Consider the following 14140-nt stretch of genomic DNA (forward strand, 5'->3'; position numbering starts at 1 on the left):
GCACCGTCGAATCTGAATGTCCATTCACGTGGCCAGTTGACGAACATATCATGAACATGCGATGCCTTCGCCATGGCGGGACGATCACTTCAGGACAAGCTGGCCATCCTTTCGGACGCGGCGAAATACGACGCGTCCTGCGCCTCCAGCGGGGGTGAGCGGCGGGACGCGCGCAGGGGTGGGCTGGGCTCGTCCGGGGGCAGCGGCATCTGCCATGCCTATACGCCGGATGGGCGCTGCATCTCGCTGCTGAAGATCCTGATGACGAATTTCTGCATCTTCGATTGCGCATATTGCATCAACCGCGTGTCGTCGAATGTCGAACGCGCGCGCTTTTCGGTCGAAGAGGTCGTGTCGCTGGTGCTGGAATTCTATCGGCGCAACTATATCGAGGGGCTGTTCCTGTCCTCGGGGATCATCCGCTCGCCTGACCAGACCATGTCCGACATGGTGCGGATCGCCCGCAGCCTGCGCGAGGACCACCTTTTCAAGGGCTACATCCACCTCAAGACGATTCCCGACGCCGCACCCGAACTGGTCCGCGAGGCAGGGCTGTGGGCCGACCGCCTGTCGATCAATGTCGAGCTGCCCCAGGATGCCAGCCTGCGCCGGTTTGCGCCCGAAAAGCGGCCCGAGACGATCCGCGGCGCCATGGCGCAGGTGCGGCTGGAGGGCGAAGCGGCGAAGGAAAAGACCTTCACCGGGCGCAAGCCGCCCCGCTTTGCGCCGGCGGGGCAAAGCACGCAGATGATCGTCGGTGCGGACGGGGCCGACGACCTGACCATCCTGAACAGCGCGACGCGGCTTTATTCCGGCTACCGGCTGCGGCGGGTCTATTATTCGGCCTTCAGTCCCATTCCCGACGCATCCTCGGCGCTGCCGCTGGTCAAGCCGCCCTTGCTGCGCGAACATCGGCTTTATCAGGCGGACTGGCTGCTGCGCTTTTACGGCTTCACGGCCGAGGAAATCGGGCAGGGCGCGACGGGCGGCCATCTGGACCTGGAGCTGGACCCCAAGCTGGCCTGGGCGCTGAAGAACCGGGGGCTGTTTCCGCTGGACGTGAACCACGCCAGCCGCGAAATGCTGTTGCGGGTGCCGGGCTTGGGCACGCGCAGCGTGGATCGCATCCTGGCCGCGCGCCGCCACCACAGCCTGCGGGTCGAGGATCTGGCCCGCATGGGCGTGCTGGTAAGGAAGGCGCGGCCCTTCATCTGCGCACCGGGCTGGACACCGCGCGGGCTGACGGACAGCGCCGGCCTGCGCGCGCGCTATGCCCCTGCGCCCGTGCAGCTTGCGTTGATATGAACTATGCCGTCGCGCTGCCCGACCAGGCCGTGTTCGAGGCATGGCGCGATGCCGCGCGTTGCGCCATCAGCCATCGCATCGCGCCGGAGCGGATCGACTGGACCGACGGCGGGCTGTTCAAGGCCGCGCCCTTGCCCGATGCCTCCGGTCCTCACGAAATCCGCGTCTCGAAGCAGTTCCTTTCGCTTGCGCGTTCGGTCGTCTGGCACAAATCGCCCGAACGCTTCGCGCTGCTTTACCAGGCGCTGTGGCGGCTGGACCGGAGCGACGGCGATCCGCTGTCGCCCGCCGATGTCCTGGGCCGCCGGTTGCAACTCATGGCAAAGGCCGTGGGCCGCGACATCCACAAGATGCATGCCTTCGTCCGTTTCCGCGAATTGCCTGCCGAGGGGCCGCGCCGCAGCTTTGCCGCTTGGTTCGAGCCGGAACACAACACGCTGGAACCGGGCAGCGCGTTCTTTGCCGGGCGCTTTGCCGACATGGACTGGCTGATCGCGACGCCGCGCCTGACGGCGCGCTTTCGGGCGGGCCGGCTGAGTTTCGCCCCCGGCGGGGCGAAGCCCGACTTGCCCGATGATGCGTCCCAGGCGCTATGGGCCACCTATTTCGCCAATATCTTCAACCCGGCCCGGATCAAGCTGGACGCGATGCGGTCGGAAATGCCCAAGAAATACTGGAAGAACCTGCCCGAGACGCGGCTGATCCCGGCGATGCTGGCCGATGCCGAGGCGCGCGTGGAACGCATGCGCGCGGCGGGGGCCTCGATCCCGCGGCCGGGGGCCGGGCCCGTCTCGACCCGCTATCGCAATGCGATGCCGCAAGCCGTCGAACCTCCCGCGACGCTGGACCAGGCCCGGCAGGCGGCGCTGCAATGCCGCCGCTGCAAGCTCTGCGAGGCGGCGACGCAAACGGTCTGGGGCGAGGGGGCCGCGGATGCGGCGGTGATGGTCGTCGGCGAACAGCCGGGCGATCACGAGGACCTGACGGGCCGGCCCTTTGCCGGTCCTGCCGGGCAATTGCTGCGCGGGATGATCGCGGATGCCGGGCTGGACGGTGCGCAGATCTGGCTGACCAACGCGGTCAAGCATTTCAAGTTCGCTCTGCGCGGCAAGCGCCGCCTGCACCGGAACCCCGCCCGCGACGAGATCCGGCATTGCCGGTGGTGGCTGGGGCTGGAACTGGCCTTCGTCCGGCCGCGCGTCACGCTGGCGCTGGGTGCCTCGGCGGCCTTTGCCCTGACCGATGACGACCGCCCGATGCATGGGCGCCGCGGCACGGTCGAGACGGGGCTGCATGGCGGTCCGGTCCTGATATCCTGGCATCCCGCCCATATCCTGCGCCTTCCCGAACCCGACCGGCGGAACCATGCCCGCCTGCAACTGGCCGAGGATCTGGCCAGGCTGGTGTCCCTGGCCGAAGAAGGAAGGCAGCGATGATCCGCCCGCCCGACATGCCTTCAGGAACATTTCCCCATGTCCCTCGTTGACCGGCAGCAACAGGAGGCGAGCATGACCGATCATGACGATCACGTCGAGAAATTCTGGAGCCGGCTCGGCGGCATAAACTCCGGCATGCTGGGCTTGACCGAGGACGCCCGGCTTGTGCCCATGTCGCATTATGCCGAAGCCGAGACGGGCAGGCTGTGGTTCATCACCGCCAAGGGGACGGACCTGGCGCGCTCGCTTGCCGCTGGCGGCAAGGATGCCGTGCATGTGGTCGGCGACGAGGGGAAGGGGCTTTTCGCCCGCATCCACGGCACGCTGGCCCTGTCGGACGACCGCGCCAAGCTTGACGAACTGTGGAATGCCGTGGCCGCGAGCTGGTTCGAGGACGGCCAGCAGGACGAGGATATCCAGCTTCTGCGTTTCGATCTTGCCGAGGCCGAGGTCTGGGCGACGGGGGGCAGCCTGTCCTTCATCTACCAGATCGCGAAGTCCAAGGTCACCGGCAACAAGCCGGATATGGGCGAGCATTTCACCCTCTCCTTCTGAACCTCGCCCCGGCGGCTTGCCCCATGGATCATGTGCGACAGCGCCGTGTCGTGATCGGTCGCCGGCGACGGAAACGGGGCGGATGACCGGTCCGCGACCCGATGGCCAGCTTGCCGGCATGTGTTGTATGATCAATGGCAAGAAGCCCGCCGGAGCCCTGATGAGAGCTGTTACCCCGCCGATGCATCGTTCATCCATTCCGTCCCTCGTGGTTTGCCGCCGAGGAACCCGCAGGCCATTTCCGCGTTCCCAAACAAGCTCGTGCTGGAGTGAGGCCACATGACAGAAGACCGCTTGCTTCAGCCCGGTCGCAATTGCTGGCGCGTCGAACCCGCAGATCGCTTCGCCTTCATCGTGGATGCCGCCGATTATTTCGTGGCCGTCCGGCAGGCCATGCTGAAGGCGCGGCATTCGATCATGCTGGTCGGCTGGGATTTCGACGCGCGCATCGGGTTTGGCCCCGGCGGGGACGACGGACCGGAAAGGCTAGGCGACTTCATCCTGTGGCTGGCCGACCGCACACCCTCGCTTGAGCTTCGGCTGCTGCGTTGGGATACCGGTGCCCTCAAGGCGATGCTGCGCGGAAATACGCTTTGGACCATCCTGCGCTGGAAGGCGCATCCGCGTATCACTCTGCGCCTTGACGGGGCGCATCCGCCTGCCGGCTCGCATCACCAGAAGATCGTGGTGATCGACGATTGCATCGCTTTCTGCGGTGGCATCGACATCACCATGGAGCGCTGGGATACGCGCGAGCACCTTGACGACGACCCGCGCCGTGTCAGCCCGGGGGGCCGGCCGCACGACCCGTGGCACGACACGACCAGCGCTTTCGACGGGGCGGCCGCCCGCGCCATCGGCGATCTTGCCCGTGATCGCTGGAATGCCGCGACGGGTGAGACGTTGCCGTCCTGCGACGAATGCCACGACTGCTGGCCCGAGACGCTGACACCGAGCTTTGCCGATATGCGTCTGGCCATCGCCCGCAGCATTCCCAGGATGGACGGCGTTGCCGCCGTGCATGAGATCGAGGCGGCCTATATCGACCTGATCGCGGGAGCGCGGCGGATGATCTATGCCGAAAGTCAGTATTTCGCCTCGCGCAAGATCGCCCATGCCATCGCGAAGCGGCTGGCCGGGGACGACCCGCCCGAGATCGTCCTGATCAACCCCCATAGTGCGAACGGCTGGCTGGAGCCCCTGGCGATGGACACGGCGCGGGCGAAGCTGGTCGAGGCGCTGCGGCGCATCGACCGCCACGGGCGCCTGCGCATCTATCACCCGGTGACGCAGGGCGGGGCCGAGATCTATGTCCATGCGAAGGTGATGGTTGTGGACGACCGGGTGCTGCGGGTGGGGTCGTCGAATTTCAACAACCGCTCGATGCGGCTCGACACGGAATGCGACGTGATCCTGTCGGCGGACGAGCCGGGCAACGAACATCTGGCCGAAAAGATCGCCGCCCTGCGCGACGACCTTCTGGCAGAGCATCTGGGCGTGACGGCGGCGGATGTGGCGGCGACGCTGAAGGAAACCGGCTCGCTGATCGCTACCGTCGAGGCGCTGCGCGGTCCGGGCCGCGGGCTGGTGCCTTATCGGATCCCAGAGCTTTCCGATTTCGAGGAGTGGCTGGCCGAGAACGAGATCCTCGATCCCAACGGCCCGGATGAGATATTCGAGTCCACGACCAGGCGCGGGCTGTTCAAGGGGTGGGAGCGGCTGCGGGGCGGGTTCCGACGCCCGGCCCGGCAATAACCAGCGGCCTCTGCCGCGCTTCAGCGATAGCGAAAGATGTCCGCGTCGGGATCGGGCTTGCCGGCGATGGCGGCGGCGGCGATCTGCGCGGCGATCATCGAGAAGGTGATGCCGTTGCCGCCGAAGCCCATCACCGCGAAGATGCGCTCATGTCCCGGCACGCGGTCGATGATCGGCAGGCCGTCGTCGGTGACGCCGAAAGGCGCGGACCAGGCATAGGCGGGCCGGCCGATACGGATGCCGGTCAGGGCGTGCAGCTTGCCGGCGATGACCTTTGCCTTGGTCGCCAGCTTGGCCGGGTCGGCATTGGTGTTCGCCGCGTCCTCGTCCTCGCCCCCGGCGATGACCCGGCCCGACCCGTCGGTGCGGAAATAGAGATAGGGGTCCGCCGCCTCCCAGACGATCGTCTCTTGCATCCAGCCGGGCAGGCCGGCCACCGGCCTTGATGCCAGCGCCCAGGTCGAGGTGACGTGATGCGACTTCGTCCTCATCTGCGGCAGGTATTCGTAGCCGGTGCAGAAGACTGCGTGCTCCGCCACCAGCACCTCGCCCTTGCGCGTGGCCAGCGCCACGCCCGAGGGCAGTTCGGCCATGTCGGTGATCTCGACCGGCGAGACGATCTGCGCCTTGCGCGCCAGCGTCGCACCAAGCAGCCCGGCCGTCAGTTGCGCGGGATTGGCCGAGGCCGAGGCATCGGACAGGATCGCCGCCGGACGGTCCATGCCGAAGCGGCCGATCAACTCGCCGCGTGCCAGATATTCGGCGCCGATGCCGATTTCCTGCCGCGCCTTAGCCTCGTTCGACAGCGCCCTTGCGCCCATCTCGTCTCCGGCCAGATAGATCGCGGGTTTCGGGCGCATTCGGCAATCGAGCCCCAGCTTTCCGGCCAGTGCGACCAGATCCGCCACCGCCCTGGCCGAGCGCAGCCAGGCGCGGTCGGCATGGTCCTTGCCGATCCTGCGGCGCAACCGGGTTAGGGGCACGTCGATCTCGTGCTGGATCATGGCCGTCGAGGCGGGGGTCGAGCCACGCACCGGCGGGCGGCGGTCCAGGATCAGGACGGATTTCCCCGCTTGCGTCAGCGCCTCGGCCACCAGCGCCCCCGAGATGCCCGCGCCCACCACGATCACGTCGAAGCGGTCGCCGGTCAGGCGGGGCAGGGGCTTTACCGTCGAGTTCGGCGTCCTGACCCAGAAGGGCGTCCCGGTGTGCAGGTCGTCCTTGCGGGTGTCGGCGTCGAGGTCGGGCATGGTCGGGGCTCCGTCGCTGAAGGCTCGCAGGTCAGGCCAGGTCGCGGACCTTGGGCTCGCGGTCCCAGTAGCGGCGGGAGGCGGTCTTGGGCAGGGCGGCAAGGTCGGTGACGCCCTCGTCCGGCTCGATCCCCGCGCGGTCCAGCAGCGGCTGCGCGCCCGGCGTATGGCCGATGGCCTTGAGATGGGCGAAGGCGTCCATGACGAAGCCGACCGCCGCGCCGTCCCGCGCCATCTTCCGCGCCGCCTGTTCGGTCAGGACCAGCGCCACCGCGTCGAACAGCACCGAGGGCGAGCCGGCGAGCTGGCCGTCGGCCCTGGCCTCGCCGCCCGACAGCGGGATGCCGCCGACCTTCGGGGCGATGGTGAAGGGTGTGCCGCCGGCCTTTTCGACCGCCGCGACCAGCCCGTCGAGTTCCGCCTTGTCCGTGCCTTCGGCGAACAGGATGCCGACCTTGCGCCCCTTCAGCGTCTGCTGCCAGTTCTTCTGGATCGACAGCGCGTCGGAAGGCTCGATATCGACCGGCTTGCGAAACGGCTTCGCCGCCTTGGGCAGGTCGAGCGCAAGCCCCGCCGCCACCCGCCTGGCCAGATCCTCGTCGATATTGCGCAGATGGCTGACCACGCGGCTGCGCACATGGTCCAGCCCCACCTTGGACAGCTCGAACACGAAGGCCGAGGCGATATGCGCCTGCTCGTTTTCGGTCTGCGAGCGCCAGAACAGGCGCGGCTGGCTGTAGTGATCGCCGAAGCTTTCGGCCCGGATCCGCAGCTTGTCGCCGGAAACCTGCTGCGGCGCGGTGGCGAAACCTTCGGCGCTGGCACGGGGGCCGGGATCTTCGCCCGCCTGGTCCAGGCTGTTCGGCTCGTAATTGGCGCGGCCCTTCGGCACCTGGGTCTGCATCATCCCGTCGCGCATCATGTTGGCAAAGGGGCATTTCGGCGCATTCACCGGGATCTGGTGGAAATTCGTCGTGCCCAGCCGCGATTTCTGCGTGTCGAGATAGGAAAACAGCCGTCCCTGCAACAGCGGGTCGTCGGAAAAATCGATCCCCGGCACGATGTTTGAGGGCAGGAAGGCGACCTGCTCGGTCTCGGCAAAGAAATTGTCGGGATTGCGGTCCAGCACCAGGCGGCCGACCATGCGCAGCGGCACGATCTCCTCGGGGATGATCTTGGTCGCGTCCAGCACGTCCCAGGGCAGGCTGTCGGCCAGTTCCTGGTCGAAGATCTGCAAGCCCAGATCCCATTCGGGATGGTCGCCGGCCGCAATCGCCTCGTAGAGGTCGCGACGGTGATAGTCGTTGTCGGCGCCCTGCATCTTGGCGCTTTCGTCCCAGACCAGCGACTGCATGCCCAGCCGCGGCCGCCAGTGGAACTTGACGAAATGCGTCTCTCCCCCGGCGTTCACCAGCTTGAAGGTATGGACGCCGAAGCCCTGCATCATGCGATAGCTGCGCGGGATGGCGCGGTCGGACATGGCCCAGATCACCGTATGCAGGCTTTCGGGCATCAGCGAGACGAAATCCCAGAACGTGTCATGGGCCGAGGCAGCCTGCGGATAGCCCCGGTCGGCCTCCATCTTGACCGAATGCACGAGGTCGGGAAACTTGATCGCGTCCTGGATGAAGAAGACCGGGATGTTGTTGCCGACCAGATCCCAGTTCCCTTCGTCGGTATAGAGCTTGACCGCGAAACCGCGCACATCGCGGGGCGTATCGACCGAGCCCGCCCCGCCCGCGACGGTGGAAAAACGCACGAAGGCGGGGGTCCGCTTGCCCTTCTTGGCAAACAGGCTGGCGCGCGTCAGCTCGGGGATCGGGTCGGTGCATTCGAAATAGCCATGCGCGGCCGAGCCGCGGGCATGCACGATGCGCTCGGGGATGCGCTCATGGTCGAAATGAAAGATCTTTTCGCGCAGAAGGAAATCTTCCAGCAGCGTCGGGCCGCGATGGCCCGCGCGCAGGCTGTTCTGGTTGTCCGAAAACGGGATGCCGTGATTGGTGGTCAGGGTCTCGCCGCCGCGCTGCTGCGTTTCGCCGGCATTGCCTTGTTCGGTCTTGTCGGGGATCGGTGCCATCGTTCCTTGCCTGCCGTGAAGGTGGGTGGGCACTGGCACACCGACCAGCGCCGCCGGAGATGGTGCAACGTCGGGCAAGGGCAACGGTTCCCCGCAGGGCATCGTCATGCGCCGGCAAGGCGCGATGGCGCCGAGGCTGCGCAGAGCGGTTTCAGGCGGGCCGCCGCCGCGACCGACAGCTTGGGGCCGAAGGTCGCAGGCCGGCCGCCGCGGGCCTTCGCCAAGGCCGGGATCGTCCGGGCAGAAGCCACGACCCCCAGGACCTCGGCAGAGCCCGACCCGCTTCGGCCCGTCATGGCGAGACCATCCATCGCATCACCGCTGCGGCCAGCGGTGGAACTTCGTCGGGAACCGGCGGCCCCCCGACCACGCTATATATTCAAGCGTTCCCATCTGGAGTATGAGAAAAGGGGGACCATCCGATGGTCAGAACAATACTTGCCGGAGCCTTTGCGGCCGCTCTTGTCGCCGCGCCGGTGCAGGCGCAGGACAACGTCCGGGACATCGTGGGCGGGATCGCCCGCGAGTATCTGCAACAGGAACAGGACCGTGCCGCCTTCTCGCAGGCGCAAAACACCAACACGCTTTCGGCCTATCAGTCCTATTTGCGGCAGTTCCCGAACGGGATGTATGCCGCACAGGCGCGTGATCGTGTGGAACGGCTGGGTGGGGCGACGTCCCGTCCCGAGACCCCGAGCGGCGCGGATACGGCTTCGCTGACGGCCCAGCAGCGCCTTGAGATCCAGCGCCGCCTGAATGCGCTGGGATATGAGACCAACGGCGTCGACGGGAATTTTGGACCGGGAACCCGCCGCGCCATCGCGCTGTGGCAGCGGGACCGCAATTATTCGCAGACCGGCGCGCTGAACGCGGCCCAGGCGAACGAGATCCTGCGGGGAACGACCAGCGGCAGCCGCTCCGACAGCGCGGATTCCGCCAGAGGTCCGGCGCAGGTCGAGGCGGCGCTGAACCTCAGCCGCCAGCAGCGCAGCGCGGTGCAGGCGGGATTGACGCGGCGCGGCTTCGACACCCGCGGTGTGGACGGGGTGTTCGGGCAAGGCACCCGCAACGCCATCGCGGCGTGGCAACGGGCCAACGACGAATCCGTCACCGGCTACCTGACCGGAGCACAGGCGGAACGGCTGATCGCCCGCTGAACGGCACGTCTCGATGAGCGCCCGATAACCGTTCTGGCGCTGGAAATCGTGCCGGCAAGCTCACGGCGTCGCGGCTGGCGCTATCCTTGCGCCGCCGGCAGGCGGGTTGTGTCGCAGCGATGCGGGAACAATTCCGCCTTTTGCGGGTTCATGTTTCCGACCGAAAGCGGGAGCGCGCCTGGGCCGGGCAGTTTGTCCGGATGGAGGAAACCATGCCCGTGATCACCAGACTTTACGAAACCTGCAATGACGCCGCCGCCGCGGTGGAGCGGATCGAGGCGCTGGCCCTGCCCGGCGTGGAGCCCTCCGTCATGGGCGGCGAAAGGTTGCGGGACTATCGCGACATGCGCGTCGAGTGCGACCCGGCGACCGGCAGGCGCATTCAGGTGCCCGATCCCGCGCCGGCCACGACAGCCGGTGCAACACTTGGTGCGGCGGTCGGCGGCGGTGCGGGGCTGCTTGCGGGACTTGGCCTTGTCGCCGTTCCCGGCTTCGGCCCGATGATGGCCGCCGGCTGGCTGGCCTCGGCCCTGACCGGCGCTGCCGGGGGTGCGCTTGCCGGCGGCACGATCGGCGCCTTCGTCGATCTGGGCATCCCCGCGGATGACGTGCCGCTTTATGCCGAAACCTTCCGGCGCGGCGGCGTCGCGCTCAGCGTCCGCTTTCCCGAGGAGCACCGGACCGTGGTCGAGGATACTCTGGCCGCGACCGCCCCCTCTGCGCTGCCGGACCTGCGCCGGCGCTATGAGGCCGAGGGCTGGCGCAGCTGAGGCGAATGTGGGTAAGCTGAAGGGGCAAGAAGGGGATATGCCGATGAATCGCGTCACCCTCGCCATCACATGCGTCGCCCTGTTCGGGCTGGCGTCCTGCAGCACGCCGGCCGAGCAATGCGAGGCGCGCGTCGCGGCCGAACAAAGGAACGTCTCGCGGCTTCTGCAAGAGGTCGAGGCGAATATCGCGCGCGGATATGCCTGGGAGAGCACGGTGAACAACACCGGCTTCCGCCTCTGCGCGGGCGGCTTCCGCGGCGGCTACGGCCGGTTGGGCCTGGGCTATTCCAGTTGCTACGGCGGTCCCGATACGGCGCGCCAGCGGGTGGCCATCGACCCCGCCGCCGAAATGCGCAAGCGCGATGCCCTGCAAAAGCGCCTTGCCGCGCTGTCCTCGCAGGGGGTGCCGCAATGCATCGCGCGCTATGGTGCGGCGAGGTGAGCCCGGACACCGCAAGCGCGTTCCCCGATCAGCCGTCCCAGGTCATATGACCAGAACCCCCAAACGCCGAAGACATGGCACCGGCAGACGCCGCACGCGCAAGGCGTCATCGACGCTGACCCGCGGGCTGAAGCTTGCCATGCGCCTTGCCTCGATGGCCTCGACGGCGCTGAGCGCGATGACGCCCAAGGTCGCGAAACCGTCCCGAACTCCGACGAAACCCGCGAAACGTGCCGGCAGGGTCCAGGACAAAGCGCGGCAGGGGTCAAGCTTTCGGGCGGGCATCCATGACTGCGACCATGGCAGCAGGCGCTACAAGCTGTTCACGCCCGGTCTCGCGGCGGACGCAAAGCCCCCGCCCTTGCTGGTCATGCTGCATGGTTGCGGCCAGACGCCCGACGATTTTGCCAAGGGCACGCGCATGAATGCGCTGGCCGGCGAGTTCGGCTTCATCGTGGTTTATCCGGCGCAGCCGCGCGATGCGCATCCCAACCGCTGCTGGAACTGGTTCGGCCGCGACGATCAGGCCCGCGGCTCGGGCGAGCCTGCCTTGCTGGCCAGCCTGACCCGCCACATCGTCGACCGGCACGGCGCCGACCCCGGCCGCGTCTATGTCGCGGGCCTTTCGGCGGGGGCTTCGGCGGCGCTGATCCTGGCGGGGGCCTATCCCGAGATCTTCGCGGCGGTCGGCGCGCATTCCGGGTTGCCTGCGGGCGCAGCGCAGGATCAGGCTTCGGCGTTGCTGGCGATGCAGCGAGGCAATCCCGGCCGGCGGCTGGAACATCCGATGCCGACCATCATATTCCATGGCAGCCGCGATCATGTGGTTCACCCCCGGAACGGACGGCTGGCTGCGATCCGGGCGCGCGAGCCCTACGCATCCTTGCGCGCGACCGAGTTTGCAGGCCAGATCCCGAACGGCCACCGCTATGTCAGGACCGTGCATCGGATCGGTTCGGGCCGCCCGCTGGTCGAGCATTGGAGCGTCGCGGGATCGGGCCATGCCTGGTCGGGCGGTTCGTCCGCCGGCCGATTCACCGATCCGAAAGGGCCCGATGCCTCGCGCGAGATGGTCCGCTTCTTCTTGCGCCACAGCCTGCCGGCGCGGCAGAGGGCGGCTCTGGCCGCGCGCCTCGCCACGGCGCAGGACGAACATTGATCGGCTGAGGGAACGGGCGGTGATCGCCTGTTTCGGTTGCGCAAATGCCCGGAATGCCTAGGTGCTGAGAGTTGGCAAGCACGCAAGCCGCACTCAACTGCCTGAAGGCTTCGATCTGTTCCGCAAAAGGCGCAGAACCTGTCGTTCTTCGGGGCTCAGTCCGGCATCGCCAAGCGCGTCATGGGTCTGGTCGCGCAACTCGATCTTCAACTCAGCGGTCAGATAGGCGTCGATGATCGCCGGATGGACATAGCATTTTCGGCAGATGGCGGGGGTATTGCCCAGGCGGGCTGCGACGGTCGCAATCGCCTTGTGCAGATTGCGCCTGGCCGCAGCCTCGCTGTCGAAGGCTTCATGGGCCGCCAAAGCCTTGGCGGCGAGAACCGTGCCGGTCCAGGTGCGGAAATCCTTGGCCGTCACGTCCCGGCCCGAAATCCTGCGCAGGTAATCGTTCACCTCGCCTGAGGTGATCTTGCGGCATTCGCCATCGTCATCGAGATACTGGAACAGTTGCTGGCCCGGCAGATCCTGCATCCTGCGTATGATGCGCGCGACGCGCCGGTCGCGGATGTCCAGATCCCATTCCTTGCCGCCCTTGCCCCTGAAGCGGAAACGCACCTTGCCACCCTGGATCCGGGCATGGCGGTCTTGCAGCGTGGTCAGCCCGCGCGAGCGGTTTTCGCGCGCGTAGCTGTCATTGCCGACCCGGATCATGGTCGTCTCCAGCAGATGCACGACGGTGGCCAGGATCTTGTCGGGAGGCATGTCGGGCAGCGCCATATCGGCATCGACGCGGGCGCGGATCTTCGGCAGGCGGACGGCGAAGTCCAGCATGTGGTCGAACTTGGCGCTGTCGCGAAACGCGCGAAAGCGCGGATGATAACGGTATTGCTTGCGACCCCGCGCGTCGCGTCCGGTGGCTTGCAGATGACCGCGCGGGTCCGGGCAGATCCAGACGTCGGCATAGGCGGGCGGAATCGCCAGTGCCTTCATGCGCTTCAGCACCGTTTCATCGCGGATCGTCCTTCCCCGTGCGTCGCGATAGGAAAAGCCCGAACCGCAGCGGCGGCGGGTGATCCCCGGCATGGCGTCGCTGACATGGATCAGGCCCACCGTTTCAGCAACGTCCCGAGGGTCGATGACGGGCGAGTTCTTGGGCATGGCGACCAGAAGAGCGCAGCAATCCGGCGGAACGCGCATGAGGCCGGCCCGGTTGCCGGCACGGCCGGGAAAAGAGGGCGGGTCGGCCGATTCCGATGGGGCCGGCTGGCGGCGATGCAGCTTTGGCAGACCGTGGCGGTGTGCGGCGAGCAAAGGCCAGGGCCATTTGAGCCTTGGGAACATTGCCGGCCCGCGCGCGGTTGGCGACGCGCCGCAATATGCCTCGGCGCTCGGCAAGAACGCCAACTGCCAGGTGCTGGTGTCGCTGACGCCGGCCTCGGGCGAAGTGCCGGTCATGGTGGGGCTGCGGCTGTTTCTGCCCGAGAGTTGGACCTCCGATCCCGTCCGGCTCGATCATGCCGGTGTGCCCGATGACCATCGTGCCTACAGGACCAGGCCCGAGATCGCGCTGGCCGAGATCGACCGGGTTCGCGCGGCCGGCATGCGCTTCGGTCGCCCGAAGGTCTTTCTTGCCGCCCTCGCCCTCGCCGCTACCGTCATGTTCAGGTAATGAACCGAGGACAAGTCCTGACCGCCAACACCTGTCCTGAACAGGGAAACGGATGGCTTCGGCATCGCGACGCTCGGCCGTAAGTTGGCACTGGCGCGCGGATTAGCGGCCGGGATTGGCGGTGGTCATCGGGCTGGCTCCACTGGGCTCAGACCTCCGCGAAGCGTATTTCCTGTGCTCCTTCCCAAAGCACCTTCGGTCCGATATGCGCAAGCTTGTCGAGGTTCGATGTCAGGGACATGAAATGATTGCCCGCCAGTTGACCCAGCTTGGAAGCGAAATGCACCCCGCCATAGGCCAGCAGGATCTCGGTCTCACTGATGCCACCGGGATAAAGGATGAACTGCCCCGGCGCGGGATAGCTGGTGTGGTTTTCATAACCGACACCGAAATCCCTGTTTCCCAGGGGAATCCAGACGCCCTCTCCGCTCCAACGGACATGGACGACCTTGCCGACATAAGGCATCTGCTTGCGGAAGGCGGCGACGGTTTCGGGTGCGGCATCCTCGAATTTCGCGGCGAACTCGATCCCGGCGAGAGTGACTTTCAGACTGGACAT

At 67.0% G+C, this 14140-nt stretch carries 13 protein-coding genes and 1 pseudogene; 9 read left to right on the forward strand and 5 right to left on the reverse strand.

Translation table 11 applies throughout. The features are described 5' to 3' along the window. Positions 1-72: 72 nt before the first annotated feature. From QPR87_RS00090 to QPR87_RS00105, 4 genes are all read left to right on the forward strand, one after another. On the forward strand, positions 73-1305 hold the full coding sequence (locus QPR87_RS00090) for a putative DNA modification/repair radical SAM protein (protein ID WP_285047544.1): 1233 nt from the start codon (positions 73-75) through the stop codon (positions 1303-1305). Beyond that, positions 1302-2741, forward strand: coding sequence for a UdgX family uracil-DNA binding protein (locus QPR87_RS00095; RefSeq protein ID WP_285047545.1), 1440 nt, complete (start codon positions 1302-1304; stop codon positions 2739-2741). Before QPR87_RS00090 ends, QPR87_RS00095 begins: the two co-directional genes overlap by 4 nt. Positions 2742-2813: 72 nt before the next feature. Further along, positions 2814-3296 (forward strand): pyridoxamine 5'-phosphate oxidase family protein, encoded by a 483-nt coding sequence (locus tag QPR87_RS00100; RefSeq protein WP_011750830.1) that lies wholly within the window; start codon positions 2814-2816, stop codon positions 3294-3296. A gap of 279 nt (positions 3297-3575) precedes the next feature. Further along, positions 3576-5051, forward strand: a complete 1476-nt coding sequence (locus QPR87_RS00105; RefSeq protein ID WP_231000992.1) for a phospholipase D-like domain-containing protein — start codon at positions 3576-3578, stop codon at positions 5049-5051. Between the two features lie 20 nt (positions 5052-5071). On the opposite strand, the gene QPR87_RS00110 is transcribed toward QPR87_RS00105, so the two are convergent. From QPR87_RS00110 to QPR87_RS00120, 3 genes are all read right to left on the reverse strand, one after another. After that, entirely contained in the window at positions 5072-6301 is a 1230-nt protein-coding gene (locus QPR87_RS00110) for an NAD(P)/FAD-dependent oxidoreductase (protein WP_285047548.1), read from the reverse strand. A 31-nt stretch (positions 6302-6332) separates the two neighbouring features. Continuing rightward, complete coding sequence (locus QPR87_RS00115) at positions 6333-8381, reverse strand: catalase (RefSeq protein WP_285047549.1); 2049 nt, start codon at positions 8379-8381, stop codon at positions 6333-6335. A 104-nt stretch (positions 8382-8485) separates the two neighbouring features. After that, a complete protein-coding gene (locus tag QPR87_RS00120; RefSeq protein ID WP_285047550.1) occupies positions 8486-8677 on the reverse strand; it encodes a hypothetical protein in 192 nt (63 codons plus the stop codon). 126 nt (positions 8678-8803) lie between these two features. Between QPR87_RS00120 and QPR87_RS00125 the strand changes: the two genes are divergently transcribed. The 4 genes from QPR87_RS00125 (at position 8804) to QPR87_RS00140 (ending at position 11909) form a co-directional block, all read left to right on the forward strand. Then, positions 8804-9538 (forward strand): peptidoglycan-binding domain-containing protein, encoded by a 735-nt coding sequence (locus QPR87_RS00125; protein ID WP_285047552.1) that lies wholly within the window; start codon positions 8804-8806, stop codon positions 9536-9538. Between the two features lie 212 nt (positions 9539-9750). After that, positions 9751-10308, forward strand: coding sequence for a hypothetical protein (locus tag QPR87_RS00130; RefSeq protein WP_285047554.1), 558 nt, complete (start codon positions 9751-9753; stop codon positions 10306-10308). A 43-nt stretch (positions 10309-10351) separates the two neighbouring features. Beyond that, positions 10352-10750 carry a hypothetical protein gene (locus QPR87_RS00135; RefSeq protein WP_285047556.1) on the forward strand — a complete coding sequence of 133 codons (399 nt, stop codon included), beginning with the start codon at positions 10352-10354 and terminating at the stop codon, positions 10748-10750. A gap of 139 nt (positions 10751-10889) precedes the next feature. Continuing rightward, a complete protein-coding gene (locus QPR87_RS00140) occupies positions 10890-11909 on the forward strand; it encodes an extracellular catalytic domain type 1 short-chain-length polyhydroxyalkanoate depolymerase (RefSeq protein WP_285047557.1) in 1020 nt (339 codons plus the stop codon). Between the two features lie 93 nt (positions 11910-12002). Here the strand turns inward: QPR87_RS00140 and QPR87_RS00145 are convergent, their stop codons facing one another. Further along, a complete protein-coding gene (locus QPR87_RS00145; RefSeq protein WP_285047558.1) occupies positions 12003-13109 on the reverse strand; it encodes a DNA topoisomerase IB in 1107 nt (368 codons plus the stop codon). 148 nt (positions 13110-13257) lie between these two features. Between QPR87_RS00145 and QPR87_RS00150 the strand changes: the two are divergent. Beyond that, positions 13258-13524, forward strand: a pseudogene (locus QPR87_RS00150) (transposase); the annotation flags it as partial. A gap of 205 nt (positions 13525-13729) precedes the next feature. On the opposite strand, the gene QPR87_RS00155 reads toward QPR87_RS00150, so the two are convergent. Beyond that, the gene (locus QPR87_RS00155) at positions 13730-14140 is read right to left on the reverse strand and encodes a DUF3830 family protein (RefSeq protein ID WP_231000985.1); all 411 of its coding nucleotides are present in this window, start codon (positions 14138-14140) and stop codon (positions 13730-13732) included.

The sequence above is a fragment of the Paracoccus sp. SSJ genome, from assembly GCF_030234105.1.
Classification (GTDB): domain Bacteria; phylum Pseudomonadota; class Alphaproteobacteria; order Rhodobacterales; family Rhodobacteraceae; genus Paracoccus; species Paracoccus denitrificans.

What these genes read in the sequence shown, in the direction of transcription:
- QPR87_RS00090 (WP_285047544.1), top strand. Translation starts at nt 73, where the DNA reads ATGGCGGGACGATCACTTCAGGACAAGCTGGCCATCCTTTCGGACGCG.
- QPR87_RS00095 (WP_285047545.1), top strand. Translation starts at nt 1,302, where the DNA reads ATGAACTATGCCGTCGCGCTGCCCGACCAGGCCGTGTTCGAGGCATGG.
- QPR87_RS00100 (WP_011750830.1), top strand. Translation starts at nt 2,814, where the DNA reads ATGACCGATCATGACGATCACGTCGAGAAATTCTGGAGCCGGCTCGGC.
- QPR87_RS00105 (WP_231000992.1), top strand. Translation starts at nt 3,576, where the DNA reads ATGACAGAAGACCGCTTGCTTCAGCCCGGTCGCAATTGCTGGCGCGTC.
- QPR87_RS00110 (WP_285047548.1), bottom strand. Translation starts at nt 6,301, where the DNA reads ATGCCCGACCTCGACGCCGACACCCGCAAGGACGACCTGCACACCGGG.
- QPR87_RS00115 (WP_285047549.1), bottom strand. Translation starts at nt 8,381, where the DNA reads ATGGCACCGATCCCCGACAAGACCGAACAAGGCAATGCCGGCGAAACG.
- QPR87_RS00120 (WP_285047550.1), bottom strand. Translation starts at nt 8,677, where the DNA reads ATGACGGGCCGAAGCGGGTCGGGCTCTGCCGAGGTCCTGGGGGTCGTG.
- QPR87_RS00125 (WP_285047552.1), top strand. Translation starts at nt 8,804, where the DNA reads ATGGTCAGAACAATACTTGCCGGAGCCTTTGCGGCCGCTCTTGTCGCC.
- QPR87_RS00130 (WP_285047554.1), top strand. Translation starts at nt 9,751, where the DNA reads ATGCCCGTGATCACCAGACTTTACGAAACCTGCAATGACGCCGCCGCC.
- QPR87_RS00135 (WP_285047556.1), top strand. Translation starts at nt 10,352, where the DNA reads ATGAATCGCGTCACCCTCGCCATCACATGCGTCGCCCTGTTCGGGCTG.
- QPR87_RS00140 (WP_285047557.1), top strand. Translation starts at nt 10,890, where the DNA reads ATGCGCCTTGCCTCGATGGCCTCGACGGCGCTGAGCGCGATGACGCCC.
- QPR87_RS00145 (WP_285047558.1), bottom strand. Translation starts at nt 13,109, where the DNA reads ATGCGCGTTCCGCCGGATTGCTGCGCTCTTCTGGTCGCCATGCCCAAG.
- QPR87_RS00155 (WP_231000985.1), bottom strand. Translation starts at nt 14,140, where the DNA reads ATGTCCAGTCTGAAAGTCACTCTCGCCGGGATCGAGTTCGCCGCGAAA.